Genomic DNA, 23180 nt, shown 5'->3' on the forward strand with positions numbered 1-23180 from the left:
GCAGCACTAGGGAGCACTGGGGATCACGAACATGACTGAACTGCCCGCACTCTCCGGCAAGGTCGCGCTCGTCACGGGCGCCAGCCGCGGCATCGGCTACGGCGTCGCCGAGGCACTCGTCGCCCGTGGCGACCGGGTCTGCATCACCGGCCGCAACGAGGACGCGCTCAAGGAGGCCGTCGAGCAGCTGGGCGCCGACCGCGTCATCGGCGTCGCCGGCAAGGCGCACGACCTGACGCACCAGGCGGCCGCCGTCGAACGCACCATGGAGGCCTTCGGCCGCGTCGACTTCCTGGTCAACAACGCCGGCACCAACCCGGTGTTCGGGCCGATCGCCGACCTCGACCTGGAGGTGGCCCGCAAGGTCTTCGAGACCAACGTGGTCTCCGCGCTCGGTTTCGCGCAGCGGACCTGGCACGCCTGGCAGAAGGACAACGGCGGCGCGATCGTCAACATCGCCTCCGTCGCGGGCCTCTCCGCCTCGCCCTTCATCGGCGCCTACGGCATCAGCAAGGCCGCCATGATCAACCTGACCCAGCAGCTGGCGCACGAGTTCGCGCCGCGCGTGCGGGTCAACTCGATCGCGCCGGCCGTGGTGAAGACGAAGTTCGCCCAGGCCCTGTACGAGGGCCGCGAGGAGGAGGCGGCCGCCGCCTACCCGCTCGCCCGGCTCGGCGTGCCCTCCGACATCGGCGGCACCGCCGCGTTCCTGACCTCGGAGCAGTCGGACTGGATCACCGGCCAGACGCTCGTCGTCGACGGCGGGATCTTCCTCAACGCCGGCGTGGGCTGATCACGGCCTGGCCTGAATTCGACACCGGTTCGGGCGTCGTTTCCTGACGGAAACGGCGCCCGAAACGTCTGTTCAGGCGTCGCGCGGGCGATGACAACGTAGTCACCCCGAAGTGATCAAGAATGCTTCAAGGCCGCGGGTTCACGGCGCCTGGGGCTGCGGTATGGTCTGCCAACCCTTGGCATGGCAGATCGAGGAGCGTGCGCGTGTTCAACCGGAACCGATCCTTGCAGCAGATGGCGGCGATCGTGTCCATATCCCTGGTGGCCGGATGCAGCCTCCTGGGAGAGGAGAGCTCCGACGATGCCGGACCGATCGTCGTGGGCACCACCAGTGCTCCCAGCACGCTCGATCCCGCCGCCGCCTGGGACGGCTCCTGGGAGCTGTTCCGCAACATCTACCAGACGTTGCTGAGCTACCCCAACGGAGCGACGAGCCCCCAGCCGGACGCCGCCGAGTGCGAGTTCACGGACGATTCGAACCGCACGTACAAGTGCGAGCTGCGCGACGGCCTCAAGTTCTCCAACGGCGACAAGCTCGACGCGAAGGCCGTGAAGTACTCGATCGACCGGATCCGGACGATCAACGCCGAGACCGGCCCCAACGGACTCCTGGGCAGCCTGGACAGCGTGCAGACGAAGGGCGACCAGCAGGTCGTCTTCCGGCTCAACAAGGCCGACGCCACCTTCCCGTTCGTCCTCGCCACCCCCGGCATGTCCATCGTCGACCCCGACGACTACTCCGCGAAGGCCCTGCGCAAGGAGGACGGCATCGTCGGCTCCGGGCCGTACCGGCTGCAGTCCTACGAAGAAGGCAAGCAGGCCGTCCTGGTCCGCAACGACAACTACAAGGGCTTCGCCGACCGCAAGAACGACGCGGTGACCATCCGCTACTTCCAGGACTCCGGCGAGATGGTCAAGGCCCTGCGCGCCAAGGACATCGACATCACCTACCAGGGTCTCGCCGCCGACGACATCGTCGACCTCGACGGCAAGAACGCCGCCAACGAGGGCCTCCAGCTCATCGAGGGCGCCGGCAGCAATATCAACTACCTGGTGTTCAACCCCAAGGACAAGTGGTCCGACAAGGTCGCCGTGCGCCGGGCCGTGGCCCAGGTCGTGGACCGCGCCGCGATCGCCCACGAGGTCTACAAGGACACCGTCGAGCCGCTGTACTCCATGGTCCCGTCCGGCCTGACCGGTCACACCACCGGATTCTTCGACTCCTTCGGAAACCCCGACACCGGCAAGGCCCGCAAGATCCTCACCGAGGCGGGGATCACCGAGACCGTCCCGCTCACCCTCTGGTACACCACCGACCGCTACGGCTCCGACACCGCCCTGGAGTTCAAGGAGATCAAGCGGCAGCTCGACGCCTCGGGTCTCTTCTCGGTCACGCTGAAGAGCCGCCCCTGGAACACCTATGTGGTCGGCTACCAGAAGGGTGAGTACCCGGTGTTCGGCCGCGGCTGGGCCCCGGACTTCCCCGACGCGGACAACTTCATCGCCCCCTTCGTCGGCGACCAGAACGCGCTGGGCACGCCCTACCCGGCGAAGGAGATCACCCAGGTGCTGCTGCCCCGCTCCCGCGGGGAGAGCGACCGCGCCAACGTGGTGAAGGACTTCGAGGAGGCCCAGCAGATCCTCGTCGACGACGCCCGGCTGCTGCCGCTGTGGCAGGGCAAGCAGTACCTCGCCTCGTCCGAGGACGTCTCGGGCGGCGAACGGTCCCTGGACCCGTCGACGATCATGATGATGTGGGAGCTGACGCGGAAGACCAGCTGGTAGACGGTCGGCGGACCCTCGGGGGGCGCCGGCCGGTGAAGACCGTCGGTGAAGCCGGCCGGTGCGGGCCGAGGGTCCGGGGCCGGTCGGTGAACCGGTCCGCAGGGACGGTTGTCAGTGGTCGCCTGTAGGTTCTGTCCTCTGCAAGTGACCGCACGACCCAAGGACGTTGACGTGACCGACATCGCCATGCTGCCCGAGTCCTGGCGCGGGGTTCTGGGCGACGAACTCCAGCAGCCGTACTTCAAGGAGCTGACGGAGTTCGTCGAGGAGGAGCGGGCGGCGGGTCCCGTCTACCCCCCGCGCGACGAGGTCTTCGCCGCGCTCGACGCGACGCCGTACGAGCGCGTGAAGGTGCTCGTCCTCGGCCAGGACCCGTACCACGGCGAGGGCCAGGGGCACGGCCTGTGCTTCTCGGTGCGGCCCGGGGTGAAGATCCCGCCGTCCCTGCGGAACATCTACAAGGAGCTGCACGCCGAGCTGGACACGCCGATCCCGGACAACGGCTACCTGATGCCGTGGGCTCGGCAGGGCGTCCTGCTGCTCAACGCGGTCCTCACGGTCCGCTCCGGCGAGGCGAACTCGCACAAGGGCAAGGGCTGGGAGAAGTTCACGGACGCCGTGATCCGCGCGGTGGCCGACCGGCCCGACCCGGCCGTCTTCGTCCTGTGGGGCAACTACGCGCAGAAGAAGCTGCCGCTCATCGACGAGACCCGGCACATCGTGGTCAAGGGCGCCCACCCCTCGCCGCTGTCGGCGAAGAAGTTCTTCGGTTCCCGCCCGTTCACGCAGATCAACGAGGCGGTGGCACAGCAGGGCCACGAGCCGATCGACTGGACGATCCCGAACCTGGCCGACCGGACCTGACCCGGCTCGGCCACACCGGCCCGCCGGTCCTGTACCCCCTGCCCCCTGCCGCCGGGCCGGTTCCTCCGCGGACCGGCACGGTGCCGCCTGACCGCGATCGCGCATGCCTGCGGCTAGCGTCGTCACAACGACGCAAGGAGGCCGTGGTGGCGGAGCGACAGGGGCAGACGGTGCCGGACGCCTTGCTGACGCGGATCGGGCAGGTCGTGATGCTGCACCACGGGGGAGACCGCGAGGAGGCCCGCCGACGCCTTCTCGACCTGTGGACGGAGCTCGGCGAGGACGGCGCCCCGCTGCACCGCTGCACCCTCGCCCACTACCTGGCCGACACCCACGACGACCCCTCGGACGAGCTGGCGTGGGACCTGCGGGCCCTGACGGCGGCGGAGGAGGAGCGCCACGGCTCGGTCGAGGTGCGGGCGCTCTACCCGTCGCTGCACCTCAACCTGGCGGCGGACTACGTCAAACTCGGCCGCGCCGAGGCCGCCCGTACCCACGTGCGCAGGGCTCGTACGGCGGCCGTGGCGCTGAGGGACGACAGCTACGGGGACGGGGTACGGGCGGCGATCAGCCGGATGGAACGGAGTCTGGGGGAGGGCGAAGGCGAGGGGGGCTGGGAGGGGCGCGGAGGCCGGCGGTGGGAGTGGTGAGCCCGGGAGCGGTGAGACCCCCGAGGCGGGCGTCGCGCTGCGGGTTCCGGCGACTCCCGCAAGCCCTGACCCCTCACCGCCCGTAGGCCTGCCGGCAGATCGCCGCCTCCGGGCTGTCACCCTGCCATCCGCCGTACGTCCTGCCGAGCGCGCACACGTCGATGTTCTTGCGCACCTCCTCCTCCACGTCCGGGATCTCGACGCGCGGCAGTGCGTGCCGCCGGGCTTCCGGATGGGCCGGCCGGTTGTGCGGACGGGAACGGGACGAGGGTGGCTGTCCCGCGCCGCCGCCCGGCACCCCCGCCGTCCGCCGCCGCTGTGCCGGCGCCGCCGGTGCATCCGGCTCCGGCTTACGGGACGGCCCGGCCATCTCCAGGGCCTCGCGGGCCGGCGCCTGCACGACCTGCACCTCGGACCGCCCCTCCGGACGCGGCACGGACGGCCGGGACGGTGCCAGAACCGGACCCGGCGCGGCCGGGCGCTGGACGGTCACGCATCCCGCCAGAGCCGAGACGGCCACGGTGACCAGGAGCGTTGCGGTAGTCGTCGTTCGCTGCACCCGCGCAACTCTGGTGGTTCCGCCCGCCCGGACAACAGCGGAGCGGCGGAGGTTGCCCCACACGGGTGATCTCCCACACCGTACGAGGGACCGCCCCCACCCGTGCTGACGTCAGTCGCCGGGCCGGTGGATCCTCGGGCCGCCCGGGGGTGGGTGTGGAGGGGGCCCGTATGCTGCCGTGCAGGTAGACCGGGCGGTGGGCCCGGTAGCGTGGGACAGGTAGCGAGGGAGTGCCCGTGAAGGTCGGTTGCATCGGACTCGGGGACATCGCGCAGAAGGCGTATCTGCCGGTGCTCGGCGCGCTGCCCGGAGTCGAGATCCATGTCCAGACCCGCACGCCGGCCACGCTCGACCGGGTCGCCGACGGTCTTCGGCTGCCCCGGGAGCAGCGTCACCGCGACCTCGACGCGCTCCTCGCCGCAGGCCTCGACGCCGCCTTCGTGCACGCTCCCACCGCCGCGCACCCCGAGATCGTGGCCCGGCTGCTGGAGGCGGGCGTCCCGACGTACGTGGACAAGCCCCTCGCGTACGAACTCGCCGACTCCGAGCGGCTCGTCACGCTCGCGGAAGCGCGGAACGTGTCCCTCGCCGTTGGCTTCAACCGGCGTCTCGCGCCCGGTTACGCCCAGTGCGCCGACCACCCGCGCGAGCTGATCCTCCTGCAGAAGAACCGGGTCGGGCTGCCCGAGGAGCCGCGCACGATGATCCTCGACGACTTCATCCACGTCGTCGACACGTTGCGCTTCCTGGTGCCGGGCCCAATCGACGACGTGACCGTGCGCGCCCGGGTCGAGGACGGCCTGCTGCACCACGTGGTCCTCCAGCTCGCCGGACCCGGCTTCACCGCGCTCGGCGTGATGAACCGGCTCAGCGGGTCCAACGAGGAGATCCTCGAGGTGTCAGGTCAGGACACCAAGCGCCAGGTCGTCAACCTCGCCGAGGTGATCGACCACAAGGGGCAGCCGACCGTGCGGCGGCGCGGCGACTGGGTGCCGGTGGCCCGCCAGCGCGGCATCGAGCAGGCGGTCCTCGCCTTCCTCGACGCCGTGCGCGCGGGCAAGGTGCTCAGCGCCCGGGACGCGCTGGCGACTCATGAGCTGTGCGAGCGGGTGGTACGAGCGGTGCGGGAGCGGTCCGCCGCAGCCTGACCGTCCGCGCGCCCTCCGTGAGCGCGAGGACCAGCAGTACCAGCAGGGCCCCGTGGACCGGCCAGTCGCCGTAGCGCACGTACGGGGTGACGCCGTCGGCGAGCGGAACATCGTAGACGGCCGTCGTGCTCGCGTCCGTACCCAGCCACGAGCCGACCCGCCGGCCACTCGCGTCGTACACCGCCGAGACGCCGGTGAGGGTGGCGTGGACGAACGGCCGCCCGGTCTCCGCGGCGCGCAGCGCGCCCAGCGAGGCGTGCTGGGCGGGCGCCCAGCTCTGCTGGAAGGAGGAGGTCGACGACTGCGCGACCAGCACGTCCGCGCCGTCCCCGGCCAGGTGCCGGCTCATGTCGGGGAACGCCGTCTCGAAGCACACCATCGGCCCGATGCGCAGGCCGTGCCCGGCGTCCATCACGACCTGCCCGGTGCCGCGCCGCCGGTCCTCGCCGGCCGCCTTGCCGACGGAGGTGGCCCAGCCCAGCAGGGAACGGGCCGGTATGTACTCGCCGAACGGCACCAGCCGCATCTTGTCGTAGCGGTCGCCGGTCGGGCCCTCGGACCCGACGAGGATCGAGCTCTTGTAGATGCCGGGCCGGTCGGAGCGACGGGCGTCGACGTTGACGAGGATGTCGGCGCCGGTGACGCGGGACAGCTCGGCCAGGCGCCGGGCCAGGCCGGGCCGGTCGTGGAGGTCGTAGCCGACGCTGCTCTCACCCCAGACGATCAGGTCCACGTCCTGCCCGACCAGCCGCCGCGTCAACTCTTCCTCACGGTCGAATCGGCTGTCCGGGCCGTCGATCATCCCCGCCTGCACGACGGCGATCCGGGCCTGTCCTTCGGAGTCCGGGCGCGGTGCCCACACCCAGGCGGCCGAGGCCGTGGCGGCGGTGGCGACGAGACCGGCCACGGCCGGCGCCCGGGACGCCGGCACGGAGATCAGCACGGCGGCCGACACGTTGACCGCAACCACCAGGAAACTGAGCAGCCACACCCCGCCGACGGAGGCGAGCCGCAGCGCGGGCTCCACCTGCCACTGGCTGGCCCCGAGCATGCCCCACGGCCCGCCGAGCCCCTGCCACGAGCGGACCAGCTCGATCGCCAGCCAGCCCGAGGGCAGCACCAGCAGCGCGGCGAACACCTGCCCGCGGCCGACCACCGGCTCGTCCGCGGTGAGGAACCGGCGCACCAGCGACGCCCACGGAGCCCACAGCGCGCCCAGCAGCGCCGCGATGACCAGGGTGAACACATGCAGGCTCGGCAGCAGCCAGTGGTGCATGGCCAGCATGAAACCGAACCCGCCGCTCCATCCGTCGTACGCGGCCCGACGTCCCGTCGGCGCGGAGCGTATGAGCAGGATCCACGGGACGAGCGCGAAATAGGCCCACCACCACAGGGCGGGCGCGGGGAACGCGAGCACGGGCAGCGCGCCCGCGAGAGTCGCGACGGCCGTACGCCGCCAGGGGGAGGTGAGCCAGTGTCCGAACGTCTTCATATGGCACCTCCCTACCCCCTCGGGGGCACTCCAGTGTGCGCCCCTCGGACGATCTCCGACAGGTGGCGTCCCTTCCGGCTCCGTCATCCTGAGGTGTCCAGAGATGTCCCGACGTGTCCTGCGAGCCTCCACCTCCGCCACCGCCACCGCCTCTGCTTCCGGCTCAGCCGGGCAGGCGCCGCCACTTCTCCCGGACGACGACCTCACGCACCCGCCACCCGGCGTCCGTCCGCAGCAGACCGAAGGAATACCTGCCGCCGCAGACGAAGTCCGGCGCACCGGCCTCCGCGTCGTCCTGGCCGGTGGCGAGCCGCATCGGGTTGACGTAGTCGGCCTGGATCCGGGCCGTGTCGCCCGTGTCCTGGTCCAGGACCCCGAAGCGCACCCGGCGGTTGACGATGAGGTGCTGTCGCATCGCGAACAGCCTCAGGTTCTCCTCGAGCCATACGGCGACGTTTTCGGCCTCCCCCTCGACACCGCCGGCCGAGCGGTAGTCCGCCCGTCCGTCCGGGGTGAACAGCCCCCGGTACGCCGTCCAGTCACCGTCGTCGACCGCTGTCGCGTAGTCGGTGACCAACTCGTCGACGGCCAACCGGTCCATTACGGTGGCGAGTTCCACACGCTGCGTCATGGCCCGAGTGTTGGGCATGACGGCTGCTCAGCCAAGCTCTGTGCGGGAACGATCCGGTCCCCCGCCTCCGGGACGGCCAGGTCACCCGTGGAACTCGGTGAGGTCGATGGCGTGAACGTGCAGCGCGAAGCCGTGGACCGGGTGCACCGTTTCGCGTACCGGGGCCATGCCGAGCTTGCGGCTGACGTTCTCGGAGGCGTCGTCACCGATCCGGTTGATGCTGACGACGCGGTCGAGGCCACGATCCTGGAGGGCGAACTCCAGCGTCGCGTGGGCGGCTTCGGACGCGTAGCCCTGGCCCCAGAACGGTGCTCCGAGCCGCCAGCTGATCGCCACGTCGGGCATCACCTCCGGCAGGAACGAGGGCAGGGACAGGCCGGTGAAGCCGGCCAGTTCGCCCGAGGCGAGCAGCTCCACGGCGAAGAGCCCGAAGCCCTCCTCGTCCCACTCCTCCTCCCACAGCTCCAGCGCCTCCGCCGTCTGGTCCAGGTCGAGAACCGAGCCGTCGTCGACCCAGCGCATGACATACGGGTCCCTGTTGATGTCGGCCATGGGTACGAGGTCGTCGTCGTGCCAGCGGCGGAGGAGGAGACGGGGGGTGCGGATCTCGGTCATGGTGACCATCCTGCCCAAGGTCAGAGCCTCACCGGTAATCGGCGGCGATCGGCGATGACCGGCGCCCCGGGGCGGCCGGCGGCGCCGCCGAGTCCGCCCGGGTCCCGTGAAGGCCCCGGCCAGGCCGTTGCCCGGCTCTCAGCCGTCGGGGTCCTTGGTCTGACGAGGGTCCTTCGTCTGATGGCGGGAGATCTGCCCCCGCGCCGTGTGCCACCGTGACCGGGCCTGCTCGACCACGGTGTCCCACTGCCGACGGACCTCGTGGTCGGAAGGGCGGTGCCCCTGACGGATCCGGTCGAGCTCGTCCCGTACCTCTCGCCCCAGTGCCGACGATCCGACCATGACCAGCATGGCGGCGAAGAGCGCGGAGATCATCGCGAAGACCGCTCCCACCACCCCGTAACGTGCGGCGTAGGAGTTGAACAGGCGCGGCAGATAGACGGCGGCGCCCACCGAATAGGCGGCCGTCAGGACGGCGGCGGTGACGGCGAAGGGGACGAGGTCCCGCCAGTCGATCCGCTTCGCCGACAGGAGCCGTCCGCTCCAGGCGAGGAACGCGGCGGTCACCGGTACCTCGCACACCGAGGCGACCAGCCCCAGTTCGCCTACGCCGAGGAACGCGGTGAGCACGGCGGTGCACAGTGCGTAGCCGCCGAGGCCGAGGATCCACCACAGGCCGTTGCGGGTGTTTCGCACGCTGAGCGGACTGAGTTCCCACGTCTGCTCGACGAGCCGCTGCGCGGCCCGGGCGAAGCTGAGGATCGAGATCGTCAGGAAGACGGCTCCGAAGACGCCCACGCTCGCACTGTTCTCCTCCGCGGGAGAGAAGAGGGAGCTGACGGCGGTGGCGCCGGCTCCGGTGAGGTGGTAGCGGTTGATGATCTGCTCCGCGGCGTCGTAGTGCGCGAAGCTGCTCACGACGGCGCCGATGAGGACCGAGAGCGGGACCAGCGCGGTCAACGCGCTGGACGCCAGCGCCATCGACCGGTCGAAGCCCACGATCTTCTGGAACCGGTTGATCACGCGCAACGCGAAGGCGGGACGCAGCCAGAACGTCAGCGTTCTGACGAGGCGTTCGCGCCTGATCCCCGCCGTGCTGCCCTCCATGAAGAACGTGACCGTTGTGGCCACGCGAGCGTAACGGACGGTCGCGGACCCGACACGGGACGACACGGGGGAGCCCGCGGAGGGTGAGGGAACACGCGGGGAATGTGCAGCCGGGAGGGGGCGGGGGAGGGAGGTGGCCCGGGTGCGTGCCCACGACGCCTGGGTGCGGGCCCCAGGTGAGCCCGCACCCAGGCGTCCTGGGCCCGCCGTCACGCGCCCTAAGGGCGCGGGTGCGGGCTCAGGCGGCCTTGACGACCTCGCCGCGGATCGCGATGGCCCACTCCACGACCAGCAGCTCGTACTCCGCCCGCTCCTGGACGGAGAGCGAACCGCCCGCGCGCAGCCAGAGGTCCCGGATCCGCTCGTTCAACTCGGTCGCGGACCGCACGGAACCAGGGGACACAGAGTTCGGGGACATGGGCCAAGCCTAGGCGCAAGCACTGACACTGCGCTACCGGACGGCTACGCGCGCGGATATGGGCTTGGTCACGGTCGATCGATCAACCGCGTCGGCCCTCCGGCCGGTTCGGGCGGGAGGGCCGACGCGTGCGTGGTGCCGGGCTGCCCGGCGGGGCGCCGCGGTGGTGGTCAGCCCGCGGATTCCGCCGCGTGAGGCGACAGCACACCCATGCTGACCAGCACGATCAGCACGACGCCGAGGACGACGCGGTAGTAGACGAACGGCATGAAGGACTTCGTGCTGATGAACTTCATGAACCAGGCGATGACCGCGTATCCGGACGCGAAGGCGATCACCGTCGCGAACATCGTCGGCCCCCACGCCACGTGGCCGCCCTCCACCGCGTCCTTCAACTCGAAGACACCGGAGGCCAGTACGGCCGGAATGGCCAGCAGGAAGGAGTAGCGGGCCGCGGCCTCGCGCTTGTAGCCCATGAACAGGCCGCCACTGATGGTGGCGCCGGAGCGGGAGACGCCGGGGATGAGCGCGCAGGCCTGGCAGAGGCCGAAGATCAGGCCGTCCTTGACGCCCAGGTTCTCCAGGTTCTTGCGCTGCTTCGGCGCGCGGTGCTTCCCGCCCGTCTCGTCGCGCGCCGCCAGTCGGTCGGCGATGCCGATCACGATGCCGACGACGACGAGCATCGTTGCGGTGATCCGCAGGTCACGGAAGGGGCCCTCGATCTGGTCCTTGAGCGTCACGCCCAGAACGCCGATCGGGATCGAGCCGACGATCACCAGCCAGCCCATCTGGGCGTCGTGGTCCTTGCGCAGCGTCTTGTCGAACAGCGATCGGCTCCACGCCGAGATGATCCGGCCGATGTCCTTGCGGAAGTAGATCAGCACCGCGGCCTCGGTACCGATCTGTGTGATCGCCGTGAAAGCGGCGCCCGGGTCCTTCCAGCCGGAGAACGCCGCGGTCAGCCGCAGATGCGCGCTGGAGGAGACGGGGAGGAACTCGGTCAGCCCCTGGACGAGTCCGAGGATGAGGGATTCAAACCAAGACATGAGGTTACGGAGTCCAAGTGCCGATCGGAGAGGGCGACGGCGACGGTCGGCCCGTCGCGCGCGATGATCAGGTGATCAGGTGTGTGCCGGGGGGAAGCGTAGCGTTCCCGGACGACAGGCCCGGCACAGGGGTTTCGCAGCCGCCGCGCGGGGTCTCGCGCCGACGGCGCCCGTCCTCCTCCACGCGAGCGGCGGAAAACCGTCACGCGACGGACGCGAACCTCCCCCTCCCTCCGGTCCCGCCCCCGACGGCACGCCCCTCACGTGCGTGATCAGGGTGTGGGACAGGGGTCGCGATGGTTGACCGGCCGCCCGGCCGCCACATACGTTGCTGCCGATGGGAAAGCGCTTGCTGCGTGCAGGTACCGCACGCTTCCCTTCGGTTGCTGGCCCGCCCGGTCGTTCGGCCGTACGTCGGAGGAGTGCTGATCACGCCCATGCCCCCATCCACTCCGCTGCCTGCCGCGCTCGCCGGCCGCCGTGTCCGGGCCGCCATCGTCGGTATCGGCGCGATCGGGCGCGGCTCCCATCTCACCGCCCTCCGGCAGCTCGCCGCCGAGGGCGAGACCGAGGTCGTGGCCGCCGTCGACATCGATGCCGGCGCCGTCGAGGCCTTCTGCGCGGAGAGCGGGGTGCCGCACGCGTACACCGACCTCGAGCGGATGCTGGCGGAGCAGCGCCCCGATCTGGTGACCATCTGCACCCCGCCGACCCTGCACCGCGAGCAGAGCGTGGCGGCGCTGCGGGCCGGCGCCTGGGTGTGGTGCGAGAAGCCGCCGGTGCCGACCCTCGCCGACTACGACGCGGTGGAGGCGGAGGAGGGCGCCGCGGCGGGGCCGTACTCCTCGATCGTCTTTCAGCACCGTTTCGGCTCCGGGACCCGGCACGTGCGGCGGCTGCTCGCCGAGGGGGCTGTCGGACGGCCGCTGGTCGCGCACTGCCAGACCACCTGGTACCGCGACACCTCCTACTACGCAGTGCCCTGGCGCGGGCGCTGGCAGACCGAGGGCGGCGGCCCGGCCATGGGCCACGGCATCCACCAGATGGACCTGCTGCTCGACCTCCTCGGTCCGTGGAGCGAGGTGCGCGCGATGGCCGGCCGGCTCGTGCACGACGTGGAGACGGAGGACGTGTCCACCGCCCTGGTCCGCTTCGAGAGCGGGGCCATGGCGACGGTCGTCAACAGCGTCCTGAGCCCCGACGAGGTCAGCCGCATCCGGATCGACTGCGAGCGTGCCACCGTCGAACTCACCCACCTCTACGGCCACTCCAACGCCGACTGGCACATCACACCCGCCCCGGGTGTCCCCGAGGACCTGGCGGCGGCCTGGCAGGACTTCGGCCCCGACGTGCCGAGCTCGCACCTGGCGCAGCTGCGCGAGCTGGTCGCGAGCATGCGCGCCGGCCGACGGCCGCGCAGCAGCGGCGCGGACGGGCGCACCAGCCTGGAGCTGATCAGCGCGCTGTACAAGTCGGCGTTCACCGACACGACGGTGCGACGGGGCGAGATCGGACCGGGCGACCCGTACTACACGGCTCTGCACGGTGGTGCCCCCGGCTGGGCGCCGGAGACGGAGACGGAGACGGTGACGAAGGCGGAGGTGTCCGCGTGACCGGCGGTCTGCGGCTCGTCCACGCGCACGGCGACCGCGTCACGGTGACCGACCAGGCCACCGGCGTCGAGCTGCTCGCCTACGTCTACCGGCGTGAGTCCGCGTGGGAGGCGCCGAGGCCGTACATCCACCCGATGCGGACGCTGGCCGGTGACGTCGTCACCGACTACCGGCCCAACGACCACCGCTGGCACAAGGGTCTCTCGCTGACCGCCTCGCACCTGTCGGGCGCCAACCTGTGGGGCGGCAACTCGTATGTGCACGGTGAGGGGTATCTCGAACTTCCCGAGCGGGTCGGTTCGATGGAGCACGTCGGCTTCGACGAGGTGTCGGCGGACGGCGGCCGCGTCGTCATCGCCGAGCGGCTGACCTGGCATCCGCACAGCGGTGAACTGTGGGCGCAGGAGGCACGTCGGATCGAGGTGCACGACGTCGACCCGGACGCCGGTGCCTGGGCGCTGACCTGGACCAGCGCCGTCACCAACCGCCGGGACGAGCCGCTCCGCTTCGGCAGCCCGACCACCGCCGGGCGGGAACTGGCGGGCTACACCGGCCTGTTCTGGCGGGGACCGCGCGCTTTCCGGGACGGGCGGATCATCGGCCCGGACGGCGAGGGCCCCGGCCTGATGGCCTCGCAGGGCCCCTGGCTCGCCCTCTCCGGTGAACACGACGGGGCCGACGGTCATGCCACCGTCGTCATCGCGCACGCCCCCGAGAACGACCACTCCGGTGCCCGGGGAGCGCACCCCGCCCACTGGTTCGTCCGCAACGAGCCCTTCGCCGGCATCGCCCCCTCCTGGTCCTTCTTCGACGAGCTCGAACTCGCCCCCGGCGACACGCTCACCCGCCGCTACCGCGTGGTGGTGGCCGACGGCGCCTGGGAGCGGGAGGAGATCGCCAAGTACCTGGAGGCGCATCCGTGGTGAGCGGCTACGCGGGCCTGCCCGGCGGGGTCGCCGTCTCGCACCTGCGGGTGTACGACTGGCCCGCCGCCGACGGCCTGCTCGGCGGAACTCCCCATATGCACCTGACGTGTTCGGAGGGGTACGTCGTCACGGCCGGGCGCGGCGCGGTGCAGACCCTGACGGTCTCCGGTGACGAGGTCACACCCCTCGCGCCCGGCACGCTCGCCTGGTTCACGCCGGGCACCATCCACCGGCTGGTCGGCGAGGACGACCTGCACATCACCGTGCTGATGCAGAACAGCGGGCTGCCGGAGGCCGGCGACGCGGTGCTCACCCTGCCGCCGGAGTACCTCACCGACCCCGAGACCTACGCCGCCGCGACCGCGATCCCGGCCGATGCCCCGCGGGAGGAGCAGGCCCGGATCGCCCGTGCCCGGCGCGACCTCGCGTTGGAGGGCTACCGGGCGCTGCGCGAGGCGACGGACGCTCCGGCCGCCCTGGCCGCCTTCCACCGGGCCGCCGCCGCGCTGGTGGAGCCCCGGCTCACCGAGTGGCGCGAGCGCTGGAACCGCGGTGCCCGGGCGGCCGCGCAGACCACGGGCGACCAGCTCGACCGGCTCGCGGCCGGCGACGTGTCCCATCTCGCCGAGGCCGCCGTCCGGGTCGAACAGCCCTCATCGCGAGGGAAGTTCGGGATGTGCGGGTGGCTGGACGTGTACGCGCTGCCCTAGTGCCGGGTCATGAGGGTGCGGGGGACCGGCTGACGTAGTTTCCGCGATACCCCCGCGGCTTCCCTGCCTGAATGATCCAATCGACCGATGTCGAGAGCGGGGAGTCAGCAGGTGCGGATCAAGGCGACGGCGGCGGTCCTTTCCACGGCGCTTCTGGTGGCCGGATGCGGGGGCGCAGGCAGCGGCGGTTCCGATGCGAAGACCTCGGACGCGGCGGCCGCACGGGGGGCTGCCTCCGGAGGACCGGGGTCGGCTTCCACGTCGGCTTCCGCGTCGGAGGCGCCCGCGCAACCGCTCGGCGAGGCCCGGCTGAAGTCCGCCGCGCTGGTCGGCGGAGACGTGGACGGCTACCAGATCACCGACTTTCCCGTGAAGCCCGACGGCGATTCGACCGCCCGGCCCGCGGACTGCCAGCCGCTGGAGAACATGCGCACCGCCTCGCCCGACCCGGGCCCCGAGGCGTTCGTCGGTCTCCTCGCCTTCGGCGGGGCCGGCCCCACGGCGGGTTCCGCCACCATGATCGGCCTCATGTCCTACGACGCGACCGACGCCGGGGACATCCTCGACGGCCTTCGTGCCGCCCTGAAGAAGTGCACCGCCTACGAGGGAGGCGTGCCCGCCCGCACCACCGTCGAGGCGGCCACCGCCCCCGACGCGGGCGACGACGCCGTCGCCTTCGGCCTGCGGACCCGGGGGGACGGCGCGGACGCGTTCGTGGTCGTGCGCAGCGGCGCCACGGTCGTCCTCTTCTACACCGCCTCCGGTAACGGCTCCGCGGCGAAGGTGCCGGCGGAACTGGTCACCGCGCAGATCCGGAAACTGGGAGCCTGACGGCCTTTGGGATCGATATCCCCGGGCGAGGTCGTCCGGGAGCTCCGGGTGGGCGGCAGGCGCCCGTCGCGCCGCCCGGTCGTACCGCCGACCCGCCCGGCGATCCGTGACGCCCCGTGCGGTGCGACGCGGTGCGGCTTCAGGCTGCCGACGGGCCCGCCACCGTCCAGCCGGGCGCCTGCGGGTGGGCGCTCACGTCCTCGTGGCGGACCCGGTCGCCGCAGGCCGCGCAGGTGACCACGGGGAGCAGTTCGTTCCCGCAGACGTGCTCGAGCACCATGGGGCGGTCGGCGTCCTCGCGGAGATGGCGGTCGCCCCACGCCATGAGCGTCATCAGGACGGGCTCCAGTTCCAGCCCGGCCTGCGTGGGCCGGTACTCGAAGCGCTGCGGGCGTTCGCTGTAGGCACGCCTGGTCAGGATGCCGGCGTCGACCAGGCGGCGCAGCCGGGTGGCCAGGATGTCGCGCGGGGCGCCGATGTTGCGTGCCAGCTGGTCGAAGCGGGCGTTCCCCAGGCACACCTCCCGCAGGACGAGCAGGGAGTACTTCTCCCCGACCAGGGCGAGGGTGTCGGCGATCGAGCAGGGGCGCGGGTCTCTGGAGGCGGCCATGACGGCCAGTCTAGGGGACGGTTGGAAAAACAAATCGATGTCGGTTGGAATTTCCAACTCACGGGGTTATGGTGAGTTCGGATTTCCTACTCACCGGTAGTTTTCGCCGCTCGTGCTCGTCATGGAGGCACCGCACATGCGTGACGCAGTCATCGTCGAAGCCGTACGCACCCCGATCGGCAAGGGCAAGCCGAACGGCTCCCTCGCACACGTCCACCCCGTCGAACTCCTCGCCCACACCCTGCGCACCCTCGTCGACCGCTCCGGCGTCGATCCCGCGCTGATCGACGACGTCATCGGAGGCACCGTCGACCAGGTCGGCGAGCAGGCCATGAACACCACCCGCTACGCGCTGCTCTCGGCGGGCTTCCCGGAGACGGTCCCCGCGACCACCGTCGACCGGCAGTGCGGATCCTCCCAGCAGGCCGTGCACTTCGCGGCGCAGGGCGTCATCTCCGGCGCGTACGACCTCGTCGTGGCCTGCGGTGTCGAATCGATGAGCCGAGTGCCGATGTGGTCCAACGTGCCGCCCGGCAAGGACCCGTTCGGCCCCGGCGTCGCCGCGCGCTACCCGGAGGGCCTCGTCCCGCAGGGCATCAGTTCCGAGCTCATCGCCGCCAAGTGGTCGATCACGCGGGAGCAGATGGACGCCTTCGCCGTCTCCTCGCACCGCAAGGCCGCCGAGGCCTGGACACAGGGGCTTTTCGACGCGGAGGTCGCGCCCCTGGAAGGCGTCTCGCGCGACGAGTGCGTGCGGCCCGGGAGCACCCCCGAGATCCTCGCCGGCCTCGAACCCGCCTACTACGACCCGGCCTTCGCCGAGCGCTTCCCGCAGATCGAGTGGAACGTCACCGCGGGCAACGCGAGCCCGGTCAACGACGGCGCCTCGGCCGTACTGATCACCTCCGGCGAGACCGCCGCCCGCCTCGGCCTGCGTCCGCTCGCCCGACTGCACAGCTTCGCCGTCACCGGCTCGGATCCGCTGCTGATGCTGACCGGCGTGATCCCGGCGACCGAGAAGGTGCTGCGCCGGGCGGGGCTACGGCTCGACGACATCGATCTCTTCGAGGTCAACGAGGCGTTCTCCAGCGTGGTCCTGGCCTGGCGGCAGGAGACCGGCGCCGACCTCGCCAAGGTCAATGTGCACGGGGGCGCGATCGCGCTCGGACACCCGCTCGGCGCGAGCGGCACCCGGTTGACGACGACCCTCGTGCACGCCATGCGGCAACGCGGCGCCCGCTACGCCCTGCAGACGATGTGCGAGGCGGGAGGGCTCGCCAACGCCATGGTGCTGGAATCCGTGTGACGGACGGGCGGGCGGGGGCCGAAGCCCGAGGCGGCTGTGCGGCTGTGCGGCGAGGCCGTCACGCGGGGCGCAGGTGGTGGCGTTTGCGCCAGGCCACCACCGCGCCGACCAGCGCCGGCAGGGTGATGCAGGCCATGGCGATCAGGAAGGCCGGCGAGGTGGGGGAGGAGGCGCGGGCCCCGGCGACGACGTACGCGGCGGTGTTCGGTATCGAGCCCACCGCGGTCGCCACCAGGAAGGACGGCCAGCCCATGCGGGAGACGGCGGCGCAGTAGTTCGCGGCCCAGAACGGCACCCCGGGGAACAGCCGGGCCGCCAGCATCGAGCGCATGCCGTGCCGGCTCAACTGGCCGTCCGCCGCCTTCAGCAGCCGACCGCGCAGCAGCGGCCGCAGCGCGTCCTGTCCGAGGACCCGGCCGAGTCCGAAGGCGATCCCGGCCCCCAGCACCGTGCCCGCGAGCGCAGCCGTGATGCCCCACTGCGAGCCGAACAGCGCGCCCGCGGCCAGGTTCAGCAGCGGTCGGGGAACGAACGCCACCGTGCACAGTCCGTACGCCACCGCGAAGACCGCGGCCGCCGAGACACCGCCCAACTGGGGTGGCCAGCCGTCCGCGAGAAGCTTCTGCGGCTCGAAGAGCAGCACGCTCGATGCGGCCGCCGCGAGCAGCGTGACCAGCAGCGCGAAACGGGACCAGGGCGAGCGCAGCACTCTCGAGCAGCGCGCGGCGAGGCCGTCGGGTGCCTCGGCCGCGGCGGCGACGGGCGTGATGACGGGCACGGGAGCGAACGCGTGGACGACGAGCTCCGTGGCGGTGGCCCGGGGAGAGGCCGTGGCGGTGCCCCCAGAGCGGGTGGTGGCATCGAGCATCCCGCGACACTAACCGACGGACGTGTGTGATCGCCGTATGGTTCGTCTCATGACGGTCACAGGTGCGGTCGCGATCGGCGTGCCGGACAGCGTTCTCGCCGACCTTGTGCTGGAGCGGCTGACGACCGCGTACGGAGCCGAGGCCGATCCGGAGCGGGCGGCGGCCATGGGCGCGTACATGAAGGACGTGGCCCCCTTCCTCGGCCTCCCCACCCCCGCCCGCCGGGCCCTGTCCCGCACCGTCCTGGCGGGCACGCCCCGCCCCGACGAGGCCGACTGCACGGCGATCGCGCTGCGCTGCTGGGCGCTGCCGCAGCGCGAGTACCACTACTTCGCCGTCGACTACCTGCGCCGCCACACGCCACGCCTGTCGTCGGCGTTCCTGCCGGTGGCGCGCCGTCTGGTGACCACCAAGTCGTGGTGGGACACGGTCGACCCGCTCGCCGCACACATGGTCGGCGCGCTCGTCGCGGCCGACTCCCGGCTCGGCGCGGAGATGGACGTCTGGATCGTCGACGAGGACGTGTGGGTCGCCCGTACGGCCCTGCTCCACCAGCTCCGCCGCAAGGAACACACCGACGCCGACCGGCTCTTCGCCTACTGTCTGCTCCGCTCCGGCCACCCGGACTTCTTCATCCGCAAGGCCATCGGCTGGGCCCTGCGCGAGTACGCCAAGACCGACCCGGATGCCGTCCGCGCGTTCGTCGCCCGTGAACGGGAGCGCTTCGCGCCGCTGACGGTGCGCGAGGCGCTGAGGAACATCGGGGACACGGCCTAGCGGTTCGTCCGTGCCGGGCATCGGGGCCTGGCCCGCCCCATCCGGCGAAAACCATTCGACGCCGAACGGACCGTCGGCGATGATCGGCCCCATGTTCCGGTACGCCTTCCTCCTCGCAGCATCCGCGGTCGCGGATACGCCGAAGGCTGCCGTCCCACTCCTCGTGGCCGCTGTCGACGGCGCCCGAAGCTGACCCTCTCCGGATCGTCCGGCGGACCCCGCAGGGGGAGGGTCGGCCGGTTTCCCGGGGTCCCCGCTTCCTACGGACACGCTTCGAGGTACAGCCATGCCCAAGACCGCTTACGTGCGGACCAAACCACACCTCAACATCGGCACCATGGGGCACGTGGACCACGGCAAGACCACCCTGACCGCCGCCATCACCAAGGTCCTCGCCGACCGCGGCACCGGCACCTTCGTGCCGTTCGACCGCATCGACCGGGCCCCGGAGGAGGCCGCGCGGGGCATCACGATCAACATCGCGCACGTCGAGTACGAGACCGACACCCGGCACTACGCGCACGTCGACATGCCGGGCCACGCCGACTACGTCAAGAACATGGTCACCGGCGCCGCGCAGCTGGACGGGGCGATCCTCGTCGTCTCCGCGCTCGACGGGATCATGCCGCAGACCGCCGAACACGTCCTGCTCGCCCGCCAGGTGGGCGTCGACCACATCGTGGTCGCGCTCAACAAGGCCGACGCGGGTGACGAGGAGCTCATCGACCTCGTCGAACTGGAGGTCCGCGACCTGCTCACCGAGCACGGCTACGGCGGCGACTCCGCGCCCGTCGTCCGGGTGTCGGGGCTGCGGGCCCTGGCCGGCGACCCCCGCTGGACGGCGTCGATCGACGCGCTGCTCGACGCGGTGGACACCTATGTGCCCATGCCCGAGCGGTATCTGGACGCGCCGTTCCTGCTGTCCGTGGAGAACGTGCTCACCATCACCGGCCGCGGGACCGTCGTCACAGGTGCCGTGGAGCGCGGGAGGCTCCGCCTGGGGGACCAGGTGCAGGTACTCGGCGCGGGTGTCGAGACCGTGGTGACGGGCGTCGAGACCTTCGGCAAGCCGATGGAGGAGGCGCAGGCCGGGGACAACGTGGCGCTGCTGCTGCGCGGGGTGCCCCGGGACGCCGTCCGGCGGGGCCATGTGGTGGTGGCGCCGGGAAGCGTGGTGCCCAGTCGGCGGTTCACGGCTCGGGTGTACGTCCTGTCCGGGCGGGAGGGCGGCCGGACCACGCCGGTCGCGACCGGCTACCGGCCGCAGTTCTACATCCGCACGGCGGACGTCGTCGGGGACGTGGACCTGGGCGAGATCCCGGTCGCGCGGCCCGGGGACACGGTCGGCATGACCGTCGAGCTGGGACGTGAGGTTCCGCTGGAGCCCGGTCTCGGCTTCGCCATCCGCGAGGGTGGCCGGACCGTGGGCGCGGGGACCGTGACAGCCGTGCTGTGAGGGCGGCCGGTGTCCGTGGCCGACGTGCGCGGGGCCCCGGGGGGCGTGGCCCGCGGGCACAATGGGACGGTGAACGACGAGCCCATACCCGTCTCCCGCGCCGTCGACCACGGCACCGCCAAGCTGATGCCCGACGTCGACCGGGAGCGGGCCTGGCTGCTGACGGTCGACGGGGCGCCGCAGTCGTACGTCGATCTGGACGAGCCGACGTACCTGGAGTTCGAGTACGCGCGACGCCTCGGGCATGTCCTGGACACCGTCGCCGAGGCGGGGCGGCCCCTGGACGTCCTGCACCTCGGCGGCGGTGCGCTCACCCTGCCCCGGTACCTGGCCGCGACCCGGCCGGGTTCCCGGCAGGACGTCGTCGAGTTCGACCGGGGGCTGCTGGAGCTGATCGCCGAGCACCTGCCCGTCCCGGCCGGCGCGGGCGTCGCGCTGCACGCCGCCGACGCGCGGGACTGGCTGGAAGCGGCCCCGGAGAACTCCGCCGACGCGCTCGTCGCCGATGTCTTCGGCGGCTCGCGCGTCCCCGCCCGGCTGACGTCCCTGACGTACGCCCAGGCGGCCGGACGGGTCCTGCGCGGCGACGGCGTGTACCTGGCGAACCTCGCCGACGCGGCGCCGTTCGGCTTCCTGCGGTCCCAGCTCGCCAACTTCGCGGCGGTGTTCGAGGAACTCGTCCTCATCGCCGAGCCCGCCGTGCTGCGCGGCCGCCGGTTCGGCAACGCGGTGCTCGTCGCCGCGCACCGGCCGCTCGACGTGACCACCCTGGCCCGCCGCACCGCCTCCGACGCCTTCCCGGCCCGGGTCGAGCACGGTGTCGCCCTGCGCCGCTTCATCGGCGACGCCCGTCCGGTACGGGACGAGGACGCCGTACCGTCCCCCGAACCGCCCGAGGGCGCGTTCGGCATCGGCTGAACGACGGGCCTTGCCGATCCGGGGTGCTCGCGGACCCCGGAGTACCGCCGGACGGTCACCGGCCGACGGCCCGCGCGGAGTTCCGCGGCGCGCGGCGCGGCCGGTGATCCGGTCGGCGCTAGTTCTGCGTCGGTGTCCCGTTCAGCCGTACGGTGCTGAGGATCTGCATGATCGTGGCCTTCGGGAGTTCGTCCTTCACGCCCTTGGCCCCGTACAGGTTCCACGACACGTAGTCGCCGTTGGAGTTCTTGAAGCCGAACGTGATCGCCTTGCCGTCGCTGTCGCACTTGCCCTTCTGGGGCGTGTTCGTCGACTGGGCCCAGGCGTAACTGCCCACGATGCCGGAGGCGGTGGTGAAGGCGGTGGCCTTCTTCTCGAAGGTCAGGCTCTTCTTGTCCGGCTCGGTGTAGCCGCCGAAGACCCACCAGGCGGGCGTGTTGATCGCGATCTCGTCGGTCGACTTGGCCCCTTCGGCGCCCTTGCTGCCGACCACGGCGAGCGCGGTGTCCTCCGTCTTGCCGTCCTTGTCGGAGTCCGTGGAGCACCACTTGGACTTGAACTCGGCCGTGCCCCCCTGGAGGATCTGGTCGTAGCCGTCGGGCTGCTCCTTGTCCTCCCACTCGAAGCCCTGGCTGAGCCCCGGCGACTGCACCTCCCAGTCGGCCGGCACGTCGAAGGCGATGCCCCACTTGGGGTTCACCACGACCTTCCAGCCGGCGACGGTCGCCTTCGCGGTCTCGGTGCCGCGCGGGTTGTCGTCCGTGCCGGACGAGGAGGAGCCGGACGGCGCTGCGGAACCGGACGTGGAGACCGTGGGGCTCGCGCTGCCCTTCGCCTCGGCCGGGTCGTCATCGTCGCCGCCCAGCACCAGGAACCCGGTGACACCGGCGGCCACGACGACTGCCGAGGCCGCGATGATCGCGATCAGCTTCGTCCGGTTGCCGCCGCCTCCGCCGCTCGCACCGGGCATGGTCGGGGGCATGGGCGTCCCCGCGGGCGACGGGGCGCCCCACTGCGGTTGCTGCGCGTAGGGGTTGGGCTGCTGGTCGGGCTGTTGCTGGTAGCCGGGCTGCTGATACGGATTCGGCTGCTGGTATCCCGGCTGCTGGTACGGATTGTTCTGCGCCTGCGGGTTCTGCTCTCCCCCGGGCGGCTGCTGTCCTGGCCACATGGCCAGAAACCCTAGTGCCGTCCTGGACACGATTCGGTCACCGCCCCTTGTCAGGGACGTACCGAATCAGCGATCGAAGGGCCGGGACACGCGAAGTGTGCCCGTGTGCTCCCGGATTGCGGCATCCGCGCCCCCGTCGGTGAGCCGCTCGGAGCCGGCGGACCGGGATGCGGAGAGGAGGCCGGGCGCCGTAGGGGGCCGGAAGCGGGAGGACGCGGAGCCGGAGGGCGGGTGGCCGGGGCCGGTGAGCCGGTGAGCCGGAGGGCCGGGAGGTCGTGAGGTCGTGAGGTCGTGAGGCGATCGTCACGCCGGTCTGGCCAGCCGAAGCTACTCACAGGTAACATCATGGTCATGAGCGCAGACCAGATGTCCATCGGCGAGATGCTCGCCGCCACGGTGCCCATGGCCCGGACCCTGAACCTCGAGTTCCTCGAGGCCGGGCCGGAGAAGGCCGTGGTGGCCCTGCCCGACCAGGGTGAGTTCCACAACCACGTGGGCGGCCCGCACGCCGGGGCCATGTTCACGCTCGGCGAGTCCGCCAGCGGCGCGATCGTCCTCGCCGCGTTCGGCGACCAGCTCTCGCGCGCCGTGCCGCTCGCCGTCGGGGCCGAGATCGCCTACCGCAAGCTGGCCATGGGCCCGGTCACCGCCACCGCCACGCTGGGCCGCCCGGCCGCCGAGGTCGTCGCGCAGCTCGACGCGGGGGAGCGGCCCGAGTTCCCCGTCGCGATCGAGATCCGCCGCGCCGACGGGGCCGTCACCGGTGAGATGACGGTGACCTGGACCCTGCGTCCCAACAGCTGATCACCGGGCCGCCGAGCGGGGCCGGGCGAGGACGGCGGCCCCGGTCCCGGCGCCCCGGGGCCCTCGGCGGCGCCGCACG

General features: G+C 71.7%; 24 protein-coding genes. 14 read left to right on the forward strand and 10 right to left on the reverse strand.

Going from position 1 to position 23180, the window contains the following annotated elements:
* Positions 1–31: 31 nt before the first annotated feature.
* From OG440_RS31785 to OG440_RS31800, 4 genes are all read left to right on the forward strand, one after another.
* Positions 32–793 carry an SDR family oxidoreductase gene (locus OG440_RS31785; RefSeq protein ID WP_406010184.1) on the forward strand — a complete coding sequence of 254 codons (762 nt, stop codon included), beginning with the start codon at positions 32–34 and terminating at the stop codon, positions 791–793.
* Between the two features lie 206 nt (positions 794–999).
* Positions 1000–2580 (forward strand): ABC transporter substrate-binding protein, encoded by a 1581-nt coding sequence (locus tag OG440_RS31790; protein ID WP_406010185.1) that lies wholly within the window; start codon positions 1000–1002, stop codon positions 2578–2580.
* A gap of 171 nt (positions 2581–2751) precedes the next feature.
* Positions 2752–3444, forward strand: a complete 693-nt coding sequence (gene ung, locus OG440_RS31795; RefSeq protein WP_406010186.1) for a uracil-DNA glycosylase — start codon at positions 2752–2754, stop codon at positions 3442–3444.
* A gap of 146 nt (positions 3445–3590) precedes the next feature.
* Positions 3591–4094, forward strand: a complete 504-nt coding sequence (locus OG440_RS31800; protein WP_406010187.1) for a hypothetical protein — start codon at positions 3591–3593, stop codon at positions 4092–4094.
* A 73-nt stretch (positions 4095–4167) separates the two neighbouring features.
* On the opposite strand, the gene OG440_RS31805 is transcribed toward OG440_RS31800, so the two are convergent.
* On the reverse strand, positions 4168–4653 hold the full coding sequence (locus OG440_RS31805; protein ID WP_406010188.1) for a hypothetical protein: 486 nt from the start codon (positions 4651–4653) through the stop codon (positions 4168–4170).
* A gap of 236 nt (positions 4654–4889) precedes the next feature.
* Between OG440_RS31805 and OG440_RS31810 the strand changes: the two genes are divergently transcribed.
* Entirely contained in the window at positions 4890–5801 is a 912-nt protein-coding gene (locus OG440_RS31810; RefSeq protein ID WP_406010189.1) for a Gfo/Idh/MocA family protein, read from the forward strand.
* Here the strand turns inward: OG440_RS31810 and lnt are convergent.
* From lnt to OG440_RS31840, 6 genes are all read right to left on the reverse strand, one after another.
* On the reverse strand, positions 5719–7293 hold the full coding sequence (lnt, locus tag OG440_RS31815) for an apolipoprotein N-acyltransferase (protein WP_406010190.1): 1575 nt from the start codon (positions 7291–7293) through the stop codon (positions 5719–5721). The genes OG440_RS31810 and lnt overlap by 83 nt on opposite strands.
* Positions 7294–7456: 163 nt before the next feature.
* Positions 7457–7924 (reverse strand): nuclear transport factor 2 family protein, encoded by a 468-nt coding sequence (locus OG440_RS31820; protein WP_406010191.1) that lies wholly within the window; start codon positions 7922–7924, stop codon positions 7457–7459.
* An 81-nt stretch (positions 7925–8005) separates the two neighbouring features.
* Complete coding sequence (locus OG440_RS31825) at positions 8006–8539, reverse strand: GNAT family N-acetyltransferase (RefSeq protein WP_406010192.1); 534 nt, start codon at positions 8537–8539, stop codon at positions 8006–8008.
* A 138-nt stretch (positions 8540–8677) separates the two neighbouring features.
* Positions 8678–9670 (reverse strand): YhjD/YihY/BrkB family envelope integrity protein, encoded by a 993-nt coding sequence (locus OG440_RS31830; RefSeq protein ID WP_406010193.1) that lies wholly within the window; start codon positions 9668–9670, stop codon positions 8678–8680.
* Between the two features lie 214 nt (positions 9671–9884).
* Positions 9885–10064 carry a hypothetical protein gene (locus OG440_RS31835; protein WP_406010194.1) on the reverse strand — a complete coding sequence of 60 codons (180 nt, stop codon included), beginning with the start codon at positions 10062–10064 and terminating at the stop codon, positions 9885–9887.
* Between the two features lie 170 nt (positions 10065–10234).
* Positions 10235–11110: an undecaprenyl-diphosphate phosphatase gene (locus OG440_RS31840; protein WP_406010195.1), complete on the reverse strand. Its 876-nt coding sequence runs from the start codon at positions 11108–11110 to the stop codon at positions 10235–10237.
* Positions 11111–11547: 437 nt separating this feature from the next.
* On the opposite strand from OG440_RS31840, the gene OG440_RS31845 reads away from it, so the two are divergent.
* From OG440_RS31845 to OG440_RS31860, 4 genes are all read left to right on the forward strand, one after another.
* Positions 11548–12723, forward strand: a complete 1176-nt coding sequence (locus OG440_RS31845) for a Gfo/Idh/MocA family protein (protein ID WP_406010196.1) — start codon at positions 11548–11550, stop codon at positions 12721–12723.
* The gene (locus OG440_RS31850; protein WP_406010197.1) at positions 12720–13649 is read left to right on the forward strand and encodes a PmoA family protein; all 930 of its coding nucleotides are present in this window, start codon (positions 12720–12722) and stop codon (positions 13647–13649) included. The genes OG440_RS31845 and OG440_RS31850 overlap by 4 nt, the downstream gene beginning before the upstream one ends.
* A complete protein-coding gene (locus OG440_RS31855) occupies positions 13643–14359 on the forward strand; it encodes a cupin domain-containing protein (protein WP_406010198.1) in 717 nt (238 codons plus the stop codon). The genes OG440_RS31850 and OG440_RS31855 overlap by 7 nt, the downstream gene beginning before the upstream one ends.
* An 87-nt stretch (positions 14360–14446) precedes the next feature.
* Positions 14447–15190 carry a hypothetical protein gene (locus tag OG440_RS31860; protein WP_406010199.1) on the forward strand — a complete coding sequence of 248 codons (744 nt, stop codon included), beginning with the start codon at positions 14447–14449 and terminating at the stop codon, positions 15188–15190.
* A 139-nt stretch (positions 15191–15329) separates the two neighbouring features.
* Here the strand turns inward: OG440_RS31860 and OG440_RS31865 are convergent, their stop codons facing one another.
* Entirely contained in the window at positions 15330–15800 is a 471-nt protein-coding gene (locus OG440_RS31865) for a winged helix-turn-helix transcriptional regulator (RefSeq protein WP_406010200.1), read from the reverse strand.
* A gap of 136 nt (positions 15801–15936) precedes the next feature.
* Between OG440_RS31865 and OG440_RS31870 the strand changes: the two genes are divergently transcribed.
* The gene (locus OG440_RS31870) at positions 15937–17106 is read left to right on the forward strand and encodes a thiolase family protein (protein ID WP_406010201.1); all 1170 of its coding nucleotides are present in this window, start codon (positions 15937–15939) and stop codon (positions 17104–17106) included.
* 58 nt (positions 17107–17164) lie between these two features.
* Here the strand turns inward: OG440_RS31870 and OG440_RS31875 are convergent, their stop codons facing one another.
* A complete protein-coding gene (locus tag OG440_RS31875) occupies positions 17165–17974 on the reverse strand; it encodes a TVP38/TMEM64 family protein (RefSeq protein WP_406010202.1) in 810 nt (269 codons plus the stop codon).
* Positions 17975–18023: 49 nt separating this feature from the next.
* Here OG440_RS31875 and OG440_RS31880 point away from each other — a divergent pair, with 49 nt between their 5' ends.
* The 3 genes from OG440_RS31880 (at position 18024) to OG440_RS31890 (ending at position 21126) form a co-directional block, all read left to right on the forward strand.
* The gene (locus OG440_RS31880; RefSeq protein ID WP_406010203.1) at positions 18024–18752 is read left to right on the forward strand and encodes a DNA alkylation repair protein; all 729 of its coding nucleotides are present in this window, start codon (positions 18024–18026) and stop codon (positions 18750–18752) included.
* 286 nt (positions 18753–19038) lie between these two features.
* Complete coding sequence (gene tuf / locus OG440_RS31885; RefSeq protein WP_406010204.1) at positions 19039–20208, forward strand: elongation factor Tu; 1170 nt, start codon at positions 19039–19041, stop codon at positions 20206–20208.
* A gap of 126 nt (positions 20209–20334) precedes the next feature.
* Entirely contained in the window at positions 20335–21126 is a 792-nt protein-coding gene (locus OG440_RS31890; RefSeq protein ID WP_406011511.1) for a spermidine synthase, read from the forward strand.
* A 118-nt stretch (positions 21127–21244) separates the two neighbouring features.
* Here OG440_RS31890 and OG440_RS31895 read toward each other — a convergent pair whose 3' ends face one another.
* Positions 21245–22297, reverse strand: a complete 1053-nt coding sequence (locus tag OG440_RS31895) for a hypothetical protein (RefSeq protein ID WP_406010205.1) — start codon at positions 22295–22297, stop codon at positions 21245–21247.
* Between the two features lie 366 nt (positions 22298–22663).
* Between OG440_RS31895 and OG440_RS31900 the strand changes: the two genes are divergently transcribed.
* Entirely contained in the window at positions 22664–23101 is a 438-nt protein-coding gene (locus OG440_RS31900) for a DUF4442 domain-containing protein (protein WP_406011512.1), read from the forward strand.
* Positions 23102–23180: the final 79 nt, after the last annotated feature.

The sequence above is a fragment of the Streptomyces sp. NBC_00637 genome (assembly GCF_045161545.1).
Lineage (GTDB): Bacteria > Actinomycetota > Actinomycetes > Streptomycetales > Streptomycetaceae > Streptomyces.

Coding starts and splice junctions, on each gene's coding strand:
- OG440_RS31785 (WP_406010184.1), top strand. CDS start 32: ATGACTGAACTGCCCGCACTCTCCGGCAAGGTCGCGCTCGTCACGGGC.
- lnt (WP_406010190.1), bottom strand. CDS start 7,293: ATGAAGACGTTCGGACACTGGCTCACCTCCCCCTGGCGGCGTACGGCC.
- OG440_RS31820 (WP_406010191.1), bottom strand. CDS start 7,924: ATGACGCAGCGTGTGGAACTCGCCACCGTAATGGACCGGTTGGCCGTC.
- OG440_RS31825 (WP_406010192.1), bottom strand. CDS start 8,539: ATGACCGAGATCCGCACCCCCCGTCTCCTCCTCCGCCGCTGGCACGAC.
- OG440_RS31835 (WP_406010194.1), bottom strand. CDS start 10,064: ATGTCCCCGAACTCTGTGTCCCCTGGTTCCGTGCGGTCCGCGACCGAG.
- OG440_RS31840 (WP_406010195.1), bottom strand. CDS start 11,110: ATGTCTTGGTTTGAATCCCTCATCCTCGGACTCGTCCAGGGGCTGACC.
- OG440_RS31845 (WP_406010196.1), top strand. CDS start 11,548: ATGCCCCCATCCACTCCGCTGCCTGCCGCGCTCGCCGGCCGCCGTGTC.
- OG440_RS31860 (WP_406010199.1), top strand. CDS start 14,447: ATGTCGAGAGCGGGGAGTCAGCAGGTGCGGATCAAGGCGACGGCGGCG.
- OG440_RS31865 (WP_406010200.1), bottom strand. CDS start 15,800: ATGGCCGCCTCCAGAGACCCGCGCCCCTGCTCGATCGCCGACACCCTC.
- OG440_RS31870 (WP_406010201.1), top strand. CDS start 15,937: ATGCGTGACGCAGTCATCGTCGAAGCCGTACGCACCCCGATCGGCAAG.
- OG440_RS31875 (WP_406010202.1), bottom strand. CDS start 17,974: ATGCTCGATGCCACCACCCGCTCTGGGGGCACCGCCACGGCCTCTCCC.
- OG440_RS31880 (WP_406010203.1), top strand. CDS start 18,024: ATGACGGTCACAGGTGCGGTCGCGATCGGCGTGCCGGACAGCGTTCTC.
- tuf (WP_406010204.1), top strand. CDS start 19,039: ATGCCCAAGACCGCTTACGTGCGGACCAAACCACACCTCAACATCGGC.
- OG440_RS31890 (WP_406011511.1), top strand. CDS start 20,335: ATGCCCGACGTCGACCGGGAGCGGGCCTGGCTGCTGACGGTCGACGGG.
- OG440_RS31895 (WP_406010205.1), bottom strand. CDS start 22,297: ATGTGGCCAGGACAGCAGCCGCCCGGGGGAGAGCAGAACCCGCAGGCG.
- OG440_RS31900 (WP_406011512.1), top strand. CDS start 22,664: ATGTCCATCGGCGAGATGCTCGCCGCCACGGTGCCCATGGCCCGGACC.